The sequence below is a fragment of the Neobacillus nitrireducens genome, from assembly GCF_030915405.1.
GTDB lineage: Bacteria > Bacillota > Bacilli > Bacillales > Cytobacillaceae > Neobacillus.
The window spans coordinates 1616817-1630743 of sequence record NZ_CP133262.1 but is presented as its reverse complement, the minus strand read 5'-3'; the positions used below and the strand labels follow the sequence as shown (position 1 = coordinate 1630743).

Sequence of the window (13927 nt, the reverse complement as noted above, 5' to 3'; positions counted from 1 at the left end):
AGAGCGATTGCGATTCGATGTTGACTTATCGTAGGGCGGAGAGCGAAGGCCACTAGCCGTTGGGCGCTGGAGCTAGACAGTCATCTAAGTTCAAATTTTTATCTGTTTATTTAGTTAATTATTGGTAATGCTGTATGTAAAGAAAAAACACTTTACAAACTATAAAAGAATTGATATTATACTATCTTGTGTGAAACTATTCGGAGGTGCTTATTTAAAATGGCAGTAAAAATTCGTTTAAAGCGTATGGGAGCTAACAAAACTCCTTTTTATCGTATCGTAGTAGCAGATTCTCGTTCACCACGTGATGGACGTTACATTGAGGTTGTTGGAACTTATAATCCAGTTACACAACCGGCAAAAGTTGACATCAACGAAGAATTAGCTCTTAAATGGTTACAAGACGGTGCAAAACCATCTGATACAGTTCGTAACCTTTTCTCAAATCAAGGCATCATGGAAAAATTCCATAATGCAAAATTAAGTAAGTAAGAATCGACTATGAAGCAATTAGTCGAAACGATTGTTAAACCTCTTGTTGATTTTCCGGAAGACGTCCGTGTGGATGTTAAGGAAGACGACAGCCGTATCACTTATCAGCTATCTGTTAATAAAACAGATATGGGTAAAGTGATAGGCAAACAGGGGCGTGTTGCAAAGGCCATTAGAACTGTTGTATATGCAGCAGGATCATCACAACAAAAGAAAATATTTCTAGAAATTAGTGAATAGCTTATTGCATCTAGAGGAAAGGGAGGAATTTATTCCTCCCTTTTTTTCATACGATGTGAGGCAAATGGGAGGTATTTCTGTGCAAATTATTCAGACCGTTGTGGTAAAACAAATTCTAACGGAAAATAGCAAAAAAAAATTATTTAATCATTTTGAAGTACAAAAACTCCAGCTGCAAAGAGAAAAAAATCAGCTTCAATTTGAATTGAAACGTATAGATAAAACCAAGAACTTTTCGCCAGGCGCATTGAAGAATCATTATGAAAAAGAATTCAATAAGCGGTCGGAAAAAGAAAAGCTGCTTGAGTTTCAAATCGAACAATTACATATACTCCCATTAGGTAGTGAATTAAAGGAAAAGGAAGTCCAAGCGCTTGTAGAGATAAAGATAGGTGACATATGGAATGAGCAGATTGGGCAACCTACAATTATTATTAAAGATGGAATAATAGAAGATATACGCTAGAGGTGTAAAACAATGGAAAAATGGTTTAATGTCGGGAAAATTGTAAATACACAGGGTATTAAAGGTGAAGTTCGGGTCATATCAAAGACAGATTTCCCTGAGAAACGTTATAAAACAGGAAATGTATTATATTTATTTATGCCGAATTCCAGTTCGCCAATTGAATTAACTGTCAAAAGCCACAGAACCCATAAGAATTTTGAATTACTTAGCTTTGAAGGTTATAACAATATCAATGAAGTAGAAAAGTTTAGAGATGGAATTATAAAAGTTCCTGAGTCCCAGCTAGGGACATTAAAAGAGGATGAATTTTATTACCATGAAGTGATTGGTTGTCTGGTAACTACTATCGACGGAGAAGAACTTGGAAAAGTAACCGAAATCCTCTCTCCTGGTGCCAATGATGTTTGGGTTGTCAAAGGTAAGGGCGGCAAAGATTTACTAATTCCTTATATCCATGATGTAGTCAAGAAAGTAGATGTGAAAGAAAAAGTCGTCCTAATCGATCCTATGGAAGGGTTACTTTCATGATGAGGATTGATATTCTCACATTATTTCCGGAGATGTTTTCCGGGGTACTTGGTCAATCAATTTTGCAAAAGGCTGCTGAGAAATCGGCGGTCTGCTATAACGTTGTTAACTTCCGCGAGTATGCAGATAACAAACATTCTACTGTTGATGATTATCCTTATGGTGGCGGGGCAGGAATGGTCCTAAAACCACAGCCTATCTTTGATGCAGTATCAGATCTTAAGGAAAAAGCAATAAGTAAGAAGCCACGTGTGATTCTTCTTTGTCCGCAAGGTGAACGATATGAGCAGCGGAAAGCAGAGGAGTTAGCACAAGAAGATCATTTGATTTTTATCTGTGGTCATTATGAAGGGTATGACGAACGAATTCGTGAACATGTAGTAACAGATGAAATCTCGATTGGTGATTATGTCTTGACTGGCGGTGAACTTGGTGCGATGGTTGTGGTTGATAGCGTTGTCCGACTACTGCCGGAAGTGCTCGGAAATCAGGAATCACATTTGAAGGACTCTTTCAGCACGGGACTACTTGAACATCCGCACTACACAAGACCAGCTGATTTCCGTGGTCTAAAGGTTCCTGATGTACTAATATCAGGTAATCATAAATTAATAGAAGAATGGCGCACTAAGGAAGCATTACGGCGTACACTGTTAAGACGCCCGGATTTATTGGAGAAAATAGAATTAACAAAGGAACAGGAAAAATGGCTTAAAGAAGTAAAAAAAGAATACGAGTAGTATTGCGCGGTCCTAGCAATTATGTTATGATACTACTTGTGACTTGAACTGATACAAATCAGATTATGGTCCTATAACGATGTTCCGCTGCAATGTATTTAAGAGTTTGATGTGCATGAGCGTCTGTTGGAAGGAGTTGAAAACGATGCAAAAATTGATTGAAGATATCACAAGAGAACAACTTCGTACTGATCTTCCTTCATTCCGTCCCGGTGACACTGTACGTGTACACGTTAAAGTTGTCGAGGGTACTCGTGAGCGTATTCAGTTATTTGAAGGTGTTGTGATTAAGCGTCGTGGTGGTGGAATTAGCGAAACTTTTACAGTTCGTAAAATTTCTTACGGAGTAGGCGTTGAGCGTACTTTCCCAGTACACACACCAAAAATTGCGAAGCTAGAAGTACTTCGTCGCGGTAAAGTTCGCCGTGCTAAGCTTTACTACTTGCGTAACCTTCGTGGTAAAAAAGCAAGAATTAAAGAGATTCGATAATATGAAAAGAAAAAGGGCTTGCTCGGGAGCAGGCTCTTTTTTTATATTTTCGTTTTGCTGCCTTATAACCATAAAATTATGGGGTTTTCAAATTGTTGCTGATTTTTTAACAAATAATTAAAGTTTGATTAAAAAATAGAATCCCATCGTGTTAAATTTGTTGAAGTTATGTAAAATAAGTTTGATAAAACATTTTTTGCAGAGATTGGCGGGGATTGTTATGACAAAAAAGAAAAATGAACTTTGGGAATGGACAAAGGCCCTTTTGATTGCCGTTATTTTAGCTGCGGTTATTCGATACTTTCTTTTTGCACCGATTGTTGTCGATGGATTATCGATGATGCCGACTTTAAAGGATCAGGATCGAATGATTGTAAATAAGTTTAGTTATAATATTGGTGAGCCTAAGCGATTTGATATCATTGTCTTTCATGCACCAGAACAAAAGGATTACATAAAGCGTGTAATTGGACTTCCAGGTGACACCATTGAGTATAAAGATGATACATTATTTGTTAATGGAAAAGCGTATGAAGAGCCGTATTTGGATAAATATAAAAAAGAAGTAGAGGATGGACCGTTAACAGATCCTTTTACCTTGGAAGAAAAAATTGGCCGTAAAACTGTTCCAAAAGGTGAATTATTTGTCATGGGTGACAATCGCCGCTTCAGTAAAGATAGTCGCCATATCGGAACCGTTTCGTTTGATAAAATTATCGGGAAAACAAGTTTCGTATACTGGCCGTTAAATGATGCACATATTGTAACAGTGAAATAGACAGGGCGCTTACGACCTTAAAGGAGGTGGCCAACGATGACGATCCAATGGTTTCCAGGCCATATGGCTAAGGCTCGCAGAGAGGTCACGGAAAAGTTAAAATTAGTAGATATTATATTTGAATTGGTAGATGCGAGGATTCCTTATTCCTCGAGAAATCCGATGATAGATGAAATTATTCAGCATAAGCCTAGACTTGTTTTATTAAATAAGGCTGATATGGCTGATATAGGAGCAACTAGGGAATGGATAGAGTTCTTTGCTAAAAAGGGAATAAAAGCACTTGCGATTAATTCGTTTGCGGGTGAAGGTATGAGAGATATTGCCAACGCTTCTAAGGAAATCTTAAAGGAAAAGTTTGACCGTTTAAGAGCTAGAGGTGTAACTAATCCAAGAGCAATCAGGGCGATGATTGTCGGAATTCCTAACGCAGGTAAATCGACGTTAATTAATCGATTGGCAAAGAAGAATATTGCTAAAACAGGAAATACACCTGGTGTAACTAAGGCCCAGCAATGGATTAAAGTGGGGAAGGAAATGGAACTGCTTGATACCCCTGGGATATTATGGCCAAAATTTGAAGACCAAGAAGTCGGTAAAAAACTTGCGGTCACAGGCGCAATCAAAGATACGTTATTAAATCTTCAGGATCTCACGGTCTATACGCTAAGGTTTTTAGAACGAGAATATCCAGAGCGTTTAAAAGAACGTTACAATCTTGACAGTCTTCCAGAAGATGTGGTCGATATGTTTGACAAAATTGGCGTACTGCGTGGTTGCCTAATGGCAGGTGGTATCGTAAATTATGATAAAGTTGCTGAGTTGGTCATCAAGGAAATAAGGTCAGAAAAATTTGGCCGGGTTACATTTGAACGACCAGCTGATTTTATTGTTGAATAAAGAATATTGACTTCATCAAGCTCTCCAATTGGAGAGCCTATTTTTTTGTCATCCCTCCTTATTGATTTTTAAGTAATAAGGAGAATTTTTGTTATTACAATTTTTTTGTAACTATTACAATTTTATTTTAATATTAGAGAATATATGATACAATCTTGATTGTTAATGTAATTGAAAAACGACTTAACCGATTCTATTTGTAAGTTTACAATTGTAATCGTTTTCAATAGCGGGAGGGGAAAATTTTGAGTGACAGGAATGAACCCGTTTTTAATTTAGCATTTCGAACGGCTGATATGCTAGTGAAAATGTTTGGCAGGCGCTGTGAGGTTGCTGTTCATGATTTTAGTGATTTGAAAAAGTCATTAGTTTATTTAGCGGGTGACGTAACAGGAAGGAAAATTGGCTCGCCAATAACAGATTTAGTTCTAACCGAACTAGCTAAGCCCTTTTCTGAAGTACATGATATTCCTAACTATAAAACACAATCAAGTAAAGGTAATATTATGAAGTCTTCAACGGTCTTTTTACGTGACCATGAGCAGAAGGTGATAGGTGCCCTATGTATGAATTACGATATTTCTCTGTTGATGCAAGTTGGAGGGGAATTAGAAGAGTTTATTAGCTATGATTTGGAACAAACTAAATCTGAAAATTTTTATTCGACTGTCCAAGATGTTATTCAGAATATGGTCGACCAAGTCATTCATGAATTTAAAAAAGCTCCGGGTGGATTCACCCTTGAAGAAAAGATAGAATGTGTTGCTCGATTAGAAGAAAAAGGGGCTTTCTTGATAAAGGGATCGACTGAGTACTTGGCTACCGTATTAGGTGTGTCAAAGTTTACAATCTACAATTACCTTCAAAAAATCCGAACACACAATGAATACCAAATTGACGAGATTTCAAAAATAAGGGAAAAAAGGTAACGGTTGGAATACTACCAAGATTTATCGCTAGTTACTTCGTAGCATTCCTAGTAAAATTGATTAAAAAGACCTTATTATTATGGAAATCATAAATATTGAAGAAAAAAAGGAGCCGTTATACATGAAATATCGATCCGCTTTTGATATTATCGGTCCAGTTATGATTGGGCCGTCAAGTTCTCATACAGCAGGTGCAGCAAGAATTGGCAGGGTGGCAAGGACCTTGTTCGGAAGATTACCAAAGAAAGCCATAATCTCATTATATGGTTCATTTGCAAAAACCTATAAGGGACACGGAACAGACTTTGCTATTGTCGCAGGGCTGTTAGATTTTGATACAAAGGATGAACGATTGCCTAAAGCTTTGGAAATCGCAAATGAAATGGGATTAGCGATTGAATTTCGAACGGAAGATGCAGTAGTGGATCATCCAAATACGGTAAAAATCAACTTATATGATGAGGTAAACGACCTTGAAATGGTGGGGATTTCTATTGGCGGTGGAACCATTGAAATTACAGAATTAAATTCTTTCCCGTTAAAGTTATCGGGCGAACATCCTGCCATTTTGGTTGTTCATCAAGACCGCTTTGGTATCATTTCTGCGGTAACCAATGTTTTATCATCCTATGAGATTAATATCGGCCATATGGAGGTTTCGAGGTTAGAAAAAGGTGAAATGGCTTTAATGGTTATTGAAGTCGACCAGAGAATTGAAGATATAGTTATTGAGGAATTAACAAATCTTTCAAATGTATCGCAAATCATTCGTATGGTTGTTTAGATAAATTGAGCACACATCAGGGGGAATATTCATGTTTCGAAATGTAGCAGAACTTGTACAACTTGCAGAAAGCAATCAAGTAAAAATTGCTGAAATCATGATTCGTCAAGAAATAGAAGTTTCAGGTCTTAGTAGAGAAGAAGTAATTGGAAAAATGGATAATAATTTAACAATCATGGAACAAGCAGTGGAAAGAGGTCTAAAGGGTGTGCATTCCCATACAGGCCTAACCGGTGGAGACGCTGTTCTGCTTCAAAACTATATTAAAAGCGGCAAGGCCCTAGGCGGGACAGTTTTATTAGATGCGGTCAGTAAAGCGGTAGCAACCAATGAAGTTAATGCCGCAATGGGAGTAATCTGTGCTACTCCAACAGCTGGTTCAGCAGGTGTTGTACCTGGTACATTATTTGCAGTAAAAGAAAAGTTAAATCCAACCAGAGAAGAAATGATCGAATTTTTATTTACCTCAGCAGCGTTTGGTTTTGTTGTCGCTAATAATGCCTCTATTTCCGGTGCGGCAGGCGGGTGTCAAGCAGAGGTAGGCTCAGCAAGTGGAATGGCAGCTGCTGCAATTGTAGAACTAGCTGGCGGCTCACCAAAGCAAGCTGCAGAAGCGATGGCAATTACACTAAAGAATATGCTGGGATTGGTATGTGACCCTGTAGCAGGCCTTGTGGAAGTTCCTTGTGTGAAACGAAATGCAATGGGCGCATCCAATGCCATTACTGCAGCCGATATGGCACTAGCTGGCATTACAAGCAGAATCCCCTGTGATGAGGTCATTCATGCGATGTTCCTAATTGGCCAATCCATGCCATCTTCTTTAAGGGAAACGGCAGAGGGTGGACTTGCAGCAACTCCGACAGGAAGAAGACTGGAACAGGAAATCTTTGGCGAAAGTAAAACCTTTAAGCTAAAAGACCTAGTGTTATCGTAACCATAGGAGATAAAATGAAGCTATTAACCATTACAGAGATAGAACAGCAATTAGAAAACGTCGTACAAGAAAATGATCCGTTCTTGTTGGGCATCCTTCATGATGAGCGAAAGGGTGTCCAACAGCTTGTACATAAATGGAAAAAGAAATTGGCAGAAAATCAACGATTAAAAGAAAAGTTTGTTGAAATGAGTTCATATGAGCTTAAAGGGCACAATAGAGGATATGAATTAATTGCGGGTGTCGATGAAGTAGGGAGAGGTCCGCTAGCTGGTCCAGTAGTGGCTGCAGCTGTTATTTTACCAAAAGACTTTTTTTTAGCAGGGATAGATGACTCTAAGAAGCTATCTGAAAAAAAACGTCTGGAGTTCGATGAAATCATTCGTAAGGAGGCAATTGCCTATAGCATCTCGATGATTCATGCGAAGGAAATTGATGAAATGAATATTTATGAAGCGACCAAAAAAGCAATGAATGCTGCTATTGTTTCATTAGAGCCAAAACCAGATTTATTGCTGATTGACGCAATGAAACTTGATATTCCGTTTCCCTCTGAATCTATTATCAAAGGTGATGCCAAAAGTATCTCAATCGCAGCTGCCTCGATTGTCGCAAAAGTGGCAAGAGATCATTTGATGAAAGAACTATCACAAACCTATCCAGTCTATGGATTTCAGCAAAACATGGGTTACGGAACAAAAGAACATATCGAGGCGATCCATAAGCATGGCATAACCTCCTATCACAGAAAAAGCTTCGCACCAGTCAAGGATTATATTTAAATCCCGATAATAAAAATCAGGCAGTGCCTGCTTTTTTTATTATTGTAGAAAACAAATTGTACCAATTAAGGAGTCGATTTCCTTGATTTATTAGAATTAAGTGATTGACTATTCCGAATATTTTAAAGATGTATATAATTTTTTAGCATAATGGTAGACAAGGTATCTGTCATTATATAAAATGAAAACGGAGTCAGTTTTTAGAAGAGTTTGAATAGGAGGATGGGAAATGAATATCCATGAGTATCAAGGGAAAGAGATCCTCAGAAAATACGGGGTTGCAGTTCCGAATGGGAAAGTAGCATTCACTGTAGAAGAAGCAGTAGAAGCAGCAAAAGAACTAGGCACACAGGTTTGTGTGGTAAAAGCACAAATTCATGCTGGTGGACGGGGGAAAGCCGGTGGTGTTAAAGTTGCGAAAAACCTTGATGAGGTTCGTACATATGCAAGCGAAATCCTCGGTAAAACACTTGTAACACACCAAACAGGTCCTGAAGGAAAAGAAGTCAAGCGCCTCCTTATCGAAGAAGGTTGTGACATCAAAAAAGAGTATTATGTTGGTTTAGTTTTAGACCGTGCTACGTCACGTGTTGTTTTAATGGCGTCAGAAGAAGGCGGAACAGAAATCGAAGAGGTTGCTGAAAAAACTCCGGAGAAAATTTTTAAAGAAGAAATTGACCCGGTCGTCGGATTACAACCATTCCAGGCACGCCGAATTGCGTTCAATATTAATATTCCAAAAGAATTAATTAATCAGGCCGTAAAATTTATGACAGCCTTGTATAGCGCCTACATCGAAAAAGATTGTTCAATTGCAGAAATTAACCCGCTCGTAGTTACAGGTGACGGAAAAGTAATGGCCCTGGATGCAAAATTGAACTTTGACTCAAATGCCCTTTATCGTCAGAAGGATGTTTTAGAGTATCGTGACCTTGAAGAAGAGGATGCAAAGGAGATCGAAGCATCTAAATATGATTTAAGCTACGTTGCTTTAGATGGAAATATTGGCTGTATGGTTAACGGTGCTGGACTTGCTATGTCAACGATGGATATTATCAAACATTACAGCGGAGATCCCGCTAACTTCCTTGATGTTGGTGGCGGTGCGACAGCTGAAAAGGTTACAGAAGCATTCAAAATTATCCTTTCTGATCCAAACGTAAAAGGTATTTTCGTCAATATCTTTGGTGGAATCATGAAGTGTGATGTTATTGCTGAGGGGATTGTAGAAGCAGCTAAGCAAGTTGGGCTAAGTGTTCCATTAGTTGTTCGCTTAGAAGGAACTAATGTTGACTTAGGTAAGAAAATTCTTTCAGAGTCAAGCGTAGACATAATTGCTGCTGAATCCATGGCTGACGGCGCACAAAAAATCGTTTCATTAGTGAAATAGGATCGAAGAAAGGGGAATTAACGTGAGCGTTTTTATTAATAAAAATACAAAGGTTATTGTTCAAGGGATTACAGGTTCAACTGCCCTGTTTCATACAAAGCAAATGCTTGAATATGGTACACAAATTGTTGGCGGTACCTCACCAGGAAAAGGCGGTATGGAAGTAGAAGGTGTACCTGTTTTTAACACGGTTAAAGATGCTGTCAGCACAACTGGTGCTACTGCATCCGTTATTTACGTACCTGCACCATTTGCAGCTGATGCGATTATTGAAGCAGTTGATGCGGAATTAGATCTTGCTATTTGCATTACTGAACATATTCCAGTTTTGGATATGGTTAAAGTTAAACGTTATATGGAAGGCAAAAAGACCCGCTTGGTTGGCCCGAATTGCCCAGGTGTTATTACTCCTGATGAGTGTAAAATCGGCATCATGCCTGGTTATATCCATACAAAAGGCCATGTAGGTGTTGTATCTCGCTCCGGAACATTAACATACGAAGCGGTGCACCAATTAACTCAGGCCGGACTTGGCCAAAGTACTGCAGTTGGTATTGGCGGCGACCCTGTGAACGGAACAAACTTCATCGATGTATTAAAAGCATTTAATGAAGATCCTGAAACCTATGCGGTAATCATGATTGGTGAGATCGGCGGTACTGCTGAAGAAGAAGCAGCAGAATGGGTTAAAGCAAACATGACCAAGCCAGTTGTTGGCTTCATCGGCGGACGTACAGCGCCTCCAGGGAAACGTATGGGTCACGCAGGTGCAATTATTTCTGGTGGTAAAGGAACAGCAGATGAAAAAATCCGCGTAATGAACGAATGCGGTATTAAAGTTGCTGACACTCCATCTGTAATGGGTGAAACATTAATTGAAGTTTTAAAAGAACAAGGTCTTTACGAAAAGTGTAAAACACACTAATAAATGTGCAACTAGATATTATCGAATAGTCCCTCATAATTGAGGGGCTATTTATACTATTTCTATATCTTAAGGAGGAAAAATATTCACATGGATGAATTCAAAGAAAGACTTATTTCCTTGCTGCATTATCCCGATATATCTTGGAATACTGTTTTGCAAGTTTTAAAAAAAGACCCGACATTGCGAAATATATATCAGTTACAAAAGCAACCTCCACAGCAAACCTTCTTGTTTCCGCCACTGGTAACCAACAACCCTTCAGAAAAGCCTTCAAATATACCACTTCATCCTGACATTATCCGTGATCAAATTCGTCAATATAAAACAAACGAAATTACAGTCATTACAATTATTGATAAGGAATATCCGCCATTATTGAAAGAAATTTACCAGCCACCATGGGCGTTGTTTATCAAAGGGGATCTCTCGCTTCTTGAAACTGTCCCAAAACTCGCGGTGGTTGGTTCACGTCAAGCGACCCAATATGGGAAAAATGCAATCCGGTCAATTTTCCCTGGTTTAGTTGACAAAGGTGTTCTCATTGTGAGTGGGTTAGCAAGGGGAATTGATGCCCTTGCCCATGAATATGCGATAAAAAATGGCGGGAGGACAATTGCAGTGATTGCAGGTGGTTTCTATCATATCTATCCAAAGGAAAATATGAGTTTAGCTTTAGAAATGATGAAAAACCAGCTAGTTCTTTCCGAATATCCTCCGGATACAAAGCCGCTTAGATGGCATTTTCCGTCCAGAAATCGAATTATTAGCGGCTTGTCCCAGGGGACACTTATAATAGAAGCAAAACGAAAAAGCGGATCATTAATCACAGCGAATTTTGCAGTAAATGAGGGTAGAGAGGTATTTTCCTTACCTGGGAATATTTTTAATCCATATTCCATCGGTACAAATGAATTAATCCAACAAGGTGCTAAACTTGTAACAAGTGCAGAGGATATTTTAGAGGAAATTAGATAAGAATCTAAGTTATCTAAAGAAAATTTGCTTAAAAAAGTTGTGAATTTTAAAGGTTTTTATGAATTAATGGAGAATTTACCTAAAAAAGGTTGCATTATTTTCTAATTTGTTATACATTTTCCAACAGATGTTCGAAAAAGGAATATTAGGAAATAGAATAAATAATAAATAAATTAATATATAATGAAAAACTTGGGATAGGGCAGTTTTGTAAAGTATTTTCTCCGGTCAAATTAGGTAAAACTGAAATTAGGAAAGCTTCACAAATGAAAAGCTTCTTAGAAACAGACATTTGCTAGATTCGGGGCACTTCTACGCTTTCCCTCTTAAGGAGGATTTTTAAATGGCAGATTTTCTTGTAATCGTTGAATCGCCGGCAAAAGCAAAAACGATTGAACGATATTTAGGGAATAAATATAAAGTTAAAGCATCGATGGGTCATATTCGCGATTTGCCACGTAGCCAAATGGGGGTCAATGTAGAAAATAGTTATGAACCAAAATATATTACCATTCGCGGAAAAGGCCCCGTATTAAAGGAATTAAAAGCAGCAGCAAAAAAAGCAAAAAAAATCTATCTCGCGGCTGACCCGGATCGCGAAGGGGAAGCTATTGCTTGGCATTTAGCCCATAGTTTATCTGTTGATATTAATTCAGATTGCCGTGTCGTTTTTAATGAAATCACAAAAGATGCAATAAAAGAGTCATTTAAACATCCTCGTCCAATCAATATGGATTTAGTGGATGCTCAGCAAGCTCGGAGAATCCTTGACAGACTTGTTGGTTATAATATCAGCCCGCTGCTATGGAAAAAGGTCAAGAAAGGGTTAAGTGCAGGTCGGGTCCAATCTGTTGCTGTTCGTTTAATTATTGATAGAGAGAATGAAATTAAAGCCTTTGTCCCAGAAGAATACTGGACGATAGATGGGGAATTTTTAAAGGGGAAAGATCATTTTAGCGCACAATATTTTTCATTAGCAGACAAGGAAAAATTTGAATTAAAATCTGAACAAGATGTCCAAACGATTTTAAAGCAAATGAATGAAAATAAATTCAAAGTTGTAGCTGTTACCAAAAAGGAACGAAAGAGAAATCCGGCACCGCCCTTTATTACCTCTTCCTTGCAGCAAGAAGCAGCCAGAAAACTAAATTTCCGAGCAAAGAAAACGATGATGCTGGCACAGCAGCTTTATGAAGGAATTGAGCTTGGCAAAGAGGGAACGGTTGGTCTCATTACCTATATGAGAACGGATTCTACAAGGATTTCTGAAGTTGCTCAAACGGAAGCGGCTAATTACATCTCCTCTGAATATGGGAAAGATTATTTAAAAGAGGAACAAAGAAAAGAGAAAAAGCAGGCAAATTCTCAAGATGCCCATGAAGCGATTCGTCCAACCAGTACTTTAAGGGATCCTAATAGTCTAAAGTCATTTTTATCGAGAGACCAATTCCGCTTATATAAATTAATCTGGGATCGGTTTTTAGCTAGTCAAATGGCTCAGGCTGTTATGGATACAATGAGTGTAGATTTACAAAATGGCAACATTCTATTCCGTGCCAATGGTTCAAAAATTAAGTTTCCCGGCTTTATGAAACTTTACGTTGAAGGGTCAGATGACCAGGTAGATGAAAAGGACAAAATGCTTCCAGCCCTTAAAGAAGGAGATGAAGTGTTTAAGAAGGACATCGAGCCGAAGCAGCATTTCACGCAGCCACCGCCAAGGTATACAGAGGCAAGGCTGGTTAAGACGCTAGAGGAGCTGGGGATTGGCCGTCCGTCAACTTATGCACCTACCCTTGATACAATACAAAAACGGGGCTATGTATCACTTGATAATAAAAGATTTGTTCCATCCGAACTTGGTGAAATTATTGATGAGTTGATTTTAGAGTTTTTCCCCGATATAGTAGATGTCGAATTTACAGCTAAGATGGAACAAGGTTTAGATAATATCGAGGATGGAAAGGTTCCCTGGGTCCATATTATCGATGAGTTTTATCAAGACTTTGATATTCATTTGAAAAAAGCAGAGGAAGAAATGCAATTTGTTGAAATTAAAGATGAGCCAGCGGGTGAAGATTGTGAAAATTGCGGGCACCCAATGGTCTTCAAAATGGGCCGATATGGTAAATTTATGGCATGCAGCAATTTTCCTGATTGCCGAAATACTAAACCAATTGTTAAAGAAATCGGTGTTACCTGCCCAAGCTGTAAAGAGGGTCAAATTATTGAGCGGAAAAGCAAGAAGAAGCGACTGTTCTACGGGTGTACCAAATATCCTGAGTGTGAATTTATCTCGTGGGATAAACCACTGCCAAGGGAATGCCCTAAGTGTGAGGGGCTGCTCGTAGAAAAGAAATTAAAAAAAGGTGTTCAAGTTCAATGTGTTAAGTGTGATTACAAGGAAGAGCCGCAAAGTTAAGGGGAGAGTGGACAAAGTCCACTCTTTTCATTTTGCAAAATAACTTTAAATAAACCTTTCCGAAATACTTAAAACTTTTTTCTTTCTTATTCGTATAGTACAATGCAAGATGGACTTAAATGTGGGAAGAGTATTGATAGGTA

At 38.4% G+C, this 13927-nt stretch carries 16 protein-coding genes; all 16 read left to right on the top strand.

Annotation, left to right across the window (positions count from 1 at the left end):
- Positions 1-219 precede the first annotated feature (219 nt).
- Positions 220-492, top strand: a complete 273-nt coding sequence (gene rpsP / locus RCG22_RS07780; RefSeq protein WP_066252689.1) for a 30S ribosomal protein S16 — start codon at positions 220-222, stop codon at positions 490-492.
- A gap of 9 nt (positions 493-501) precedes the next feature.
- A complete protein-coding gene (locus tag RCG22_RS07775) occupies positions 502-732 on the top strand; it encodes a KH domain-containing protein (protein WP_098261163.1) in 231 nt (76 codons plus the stop codon).
- Positions 733-811: 79 nt separating this feature from the next.
- Entirely contained in the window at positions 812-1198 is a 387-nt protein-coding gene (locus RCG22_RS07770; protein ID WP_308106434.1) for a YlqD family protein, read from the top strand.
- A gap of 12 nt (positions 1199-1210) precedes the next feature.
- Positions 1211-1729 (top strand): ribosome maturation factor RimM, encoded by a 519-nt coding sequence (rimM, locus tag RCG22_RS07765; protein ID WP_098261165.1) that lies wholly within the window; start codon positions 1211-1213, stop codon positions 1727-1729.
- Positions 1726-2469 (top strand): tRNA (guanosine(37)-N1)-methyltransferase TrmD, encoded by a 744-nt coding sequence (gene trmD / locus RCG22_RS07760; RefSeq protein ID WP_098261166.1) that lies wholly within the window; start codon positions 1726-1728, stop codon positions 2467-2469. Before rimM ends, trmD begins: the two co-directional genes overlap by 4 nt.
- A gap of 145 nt (positions 2470-2614) precedes the next feature.
- On the top strand, positions 2615-2959 hold the full coding sequence (gene rplS / locus RCG22_RS07755; protein WP_066252697.1) for a 50S ribosomal protein L19: 345 nt from the start codon (positions 2615-2617) through the stop codon (positions 2957-2959).
- Positions 2960-3179: 220 nt separating this feature from the next.
- On the top strand, positions 3180-3737 hold the full coding sequence (gene lepB, locus RCG22_RS07750; RefSeq protein ID WP_098261167.1) for a signal peptidase I: 558 nt from the start codon (positions 3180-3182) through the stop codon (positions 3735-3737).
- A gap of 36 nt (positions 3738-3773) precedes the next feature.
- Positions 3774-4637: a ribosome biogenesis GTPase YlqF gene (gene ylqF / locus RCG22_RS07745; RefSeq protein WP_308106433.1), complete on the top strand. Its 864-nt coding sequence runs from the start codon at positions 3774-3776 to the stop codon at positions 4635-4637.
- 245 nt (positions 4638-4882) lie between these two features.
- Complete coding sequence (locus RCG22_RS07740) at positions 4883-5566, top strand: helix-turn-helix transcriptional regulator (protein WP_286137859.1); 684 nt, start codon at positions 4883-4885, stop codon at positions 5564-5566.
- 121 nt (positions 5567-5687) lie between these two features.
- On the top strand, positions 5688-6350 hold the full coding sequence (gene sdaAB, locus RCG22_RS07735) for an L-serine ammonia-lyase, iron-sulfur-dependent subunit beta (RefSeq protein ID WP_098261565.1): 663 nt from the start codon (positions 5688-5690) through the stop codon (positions 6348-6350).
- Positions 6351-6381: 31 nt separating this feature from the next.
- The gene (gene sdaAA / locus RCG22_RS07730) at positions 6382-7287 is read left to right on the top strand and encodes an L-serine ammonia-lyase, iron-sulfur-dependent, subunit alpha (protein WP_308106432.1); all 906 of its coding nucleotides are present in this window, start codon (positions 6382-6384) and stop codon (positions 7285-7287) included.
- 14 nt (positions 7288-7301) lie between these two features.
- The gene (gene rnhB, locus RCG22_RS07725) at positions 7302-8069 is read left to right on the top strand and encodes a ribonuclease HII (RefSeq protein WP_308106431.1); all 768 of its coding nucleotides are present in this window, start codon (positions 7302-7304) and stop codon (positions 8067-8069) included.
- Positions 8070-8298: 229 nt separating this feature from the next.
- Entirely contained in the window at positions 8299-9459 is a 1161-nt protein-coding gene (gene sucC, locus RCG22_RS07720; RefSeq protein ID WP_098261171.1) for an ADP-forming succinate--CoA ligase subunit beta, read from the top strand.
- 22 nt (positions 9460-9481) lie between these two features.
- Complete coding sequence (gene sucD / locus RCG22_RS07715) at positions 9482-10384, top strand: succinate--CoA ligase subunit alpha (RefSeq protein WP_308106430.1); 903 nt, start codon at positions 9482-9484, stop codon at positions 10382-10384.
- A 90-nt stretch (positions 10385-10474) separates the two neighbouring features.
- Positions 10475-11362, top strand: coding sequence for a DNA-processing protein DprA (gene dprA, locus RCG22_RS07710; RefSeq protein WP_308106429.1), 888 nt, complete (start codon positions 10475-10477; stop codon positions 11360-11362).
- 343 nt (positions 11363-11705) lie between these two features.
- On the top strand, positions 11706-13784 hold the full coding sequence (topA, locus tag RCG22_RS07705) for a type I DNA topoisomerase (RefSeq protein ID WP_308106428.1): 2079 nt from the start codon (positions 11706-11708) through the stop codon (positions 13782-13784).
- The last annotated feature ends 143 nt before the right edge of the window (positions 13785-13927 follow it).

Excerpts from the sequence above, each read along its gene's own strand:
- rpsP (WP_066252689.1), top strand. The coding sequence starts at position 220 with ATGGCAGTAAAAATTCGTTTAAAGCGTATGGGAGCTAACAAAACTCCT.
- RCG22_RS07775 (WP_098261163.1), top strand. The coding sequence starts at position 502 with ATGAAGCAATTAGTCGAAACGATTGTTAAACCTCTTGTTGATTTTCCG.
- rimM (WP_098261165.1), top strand. The coding sequence starts at position 1,211 with ATGGAAAAATGGTTTAATGTCGGGAAAATTGTAAATACACAGGGTATT.
- trmD (WP_098261166.1), top strand. The coding sequence starts at position 1,726 with ATGATGAGGATTGATATTCTCACATTATTTCCGGAGATGTTTTCCGGG.
- rplS (WP_066252697.1), top strand. The coding sequence starts at position 2,615 with ATGCAAAAATTGATTGAAGATATCACAAGAGAACAACTTCGTACTGAT.
- lepB (WP_098261167.1), top strand. The coding sequence starts at position 3,180 with ATGACAAAAAAGAAAAATGAACTTTGGGAATGGACAAAGGCCCTTTTG.
- ylqF (WP_308106433.1), top strand. The coding sequence starts at position 3,774 with ATGACGATCCAATGGTTTCCAGGCCATATGGCTAAGGCTCGCAGAGAG.
- sdaAB (WP_098261565.1), top strand. The coding sequence starts at position 5,688 with ATGAAATATCGATCCGCTTTTGATATTATCGGTCCAGTTATGATTGGG.
- sdaAA (WP_308106432.1), top strand. The coding sequence starts at position 6,382 with ATGTTTCGAAATGTAGCAGAACTTGTACAACTTGCAGAAAGCAATCAA.
- rnhB (WP_308106431.1), top strand. The coding sequence starts at position 7,302 with ATGAAGCTATTAACCATTACAGAGATAGAACAGCAATTAGAAAACGTC.
- sucC (WP_098261171.1), top strand. The coding sequence starts at position 8,299 with ATGAATATCCATGAGTATCAAGGGAAAGAGATCCTCAGAAAATACGGG.
- dprA (WP_308106429.1), top strand. The coding sequence starts at position 10,475 with ATGGATGAATTCAAAGAAAGACTTATTTCCTTGCTGCATTATCCCGAT.
- topA (WP_308106428.1), top strand. The coding sequence starts at position 11,706 with ATGGCAGATTTTCTTGTAATCGTTGAATCGCCGGCAAAAGCAAAAACG.